This window comes from Rhizorhapis sp. SPR117, from assembly GCF_021742065.1.
The window spans coordinates 1-1,309 of sequence record NZ_JAKKIE010000179.1 but is presented as its reverse complement, the minus strand read 5'-3'; the positions used below and the strand labels follow the sequence as shown (position 1 = coordinate 1,309).

Genomic DNA, 1,309 nt, shown 5'->3' with positions numbered 1-1,309 from the left:
CTCCTATGATGTTTGTCCAGTGGGGATTGGATTTTCCCGGATGCTGAACGTTGTGAAGTCATTGAACACCCATTGGTTTTTGAGGGTATTGTAGATGATGGTGAGGAGCTTGCGGGCGGTGGCGATGATGGCTTTTCCCGCGCCGCGCCGATCCCTGATCTGGGTGTAGAAGCCCTTGAGGTAGGGCGAGTATCGGATTGCGATCAGCGTGCACTGGACAAGGGTGGTGCGCACGAGCCGGTTACCCGCCTTGGTAATCCGTCCGCGATTATCCGTCTCGTTCGACTGGCTGACGCGTGGCACGATGCCGACATAGGCGGCGAGCTTGTCTGGGGTCGCGAAGTCGGCCATCGAACCAAGCCCGGAGAGGAACACGGCCGCCGAGCGTGCGCCAACACCTTTGATGCTGGTCAGCCCTTCAAAGCCATCCATGGTGCTGGCGGCCGTTTCGATTTCATCGTCGATCCGCGTCAGCGCGGCAGTCAACGATAACGCCTGATCGCGCACGATCTCAAGTTCGACCTGCTCGAGCGCCGAGAAAGGGGCGCCGCCCAATGCCATGAGCCGTTTGCGGCTTGCCAGACCTTCCTTCTTCAGCTTGATCCCGTGCCGGTTGTGAAGCGCGTGGATTTTGTTGAGCAGCCTGGTGCGCTGCTTGACCAGCAGATCGCGCGTCTGCACCAGCGAGGCCAGCTCGCCTTCCGGCTTGGTCTTCAGCCGCGTTTCCGGCAGCATGTCCTTTGACAGGAACAGCGCCAGAGCGCGCGCATCGTTCCGGTCCGTCTTCTTCACTGACTTGCGGATAATCTGGAACTGACGCGGGTTGACCACCACCACCCGTCCGACACAGCTGACTACCTCATCGCGGAACCATGCGCTGTTGCCCGTTGCCTCAACCGCAAGTTCATCATCCGCGTCAAGGCTCAGGCAAAAATGCTCAAGCGCGTCAGGGGACAGCGGCCATGTTTCGAAGCGCTCACTGCCGTCCACCTCACGCCGGCACGTCGTCACACTGTTTTGATGAAGGTCGACACCAATATACGCCATGGCTATACTCCTCTCGTTGGTGAGAGACGGAACCCAAAAACGGGTGTGAACGGCCGAACCAAACTCCTATGCGAGGTCACCAGTATGTGCTGGGCCTCATGAGGGTCGTTCGGAAACAGGCGACGGGTATTCTCCTGAACAGGGTCAAAAGCCCTACACAACCAATGCAACCTGAAACCTATCCGCCTCTCCCAACACATATGCCCAAAACGAGCACGAATCGGGAGTATCAGCCGCTCACCCAACATTCATGCCTTCTCCT

Annotated in this window: 1 protein-coding gene; it reads right to left on the bottom strand. The window is 58.4% G+C overall.

What is annotated here, in order from left to right; all coding sequences use genetic code 11:
- Window positions 1-3: 3 nt before the first annotated feature.
- The gene (locus L3X40_RS21795) at window positions 4-1,047 is read right to left on the bottom strand and encodes an IS110 family transposase (protein ID WP_237367423.1); all 1,044 of its coding nucleotides are present in this window, start codon (window positions 1,045-1,047) and stop codon (window positions 4-6) included.
- Window positions 1,048-1,309 lie beyond the last annotated feature (262 nt).

Coding starts and splice junctions, on each gene's coding strand:
- L3X40_RS21795 (WP_237367423.1), bottom strand. CDS start 1,047: ATGGCGTATATTGGTGTCGACCTTCATCAAAACAGTGTGACGACGTGC.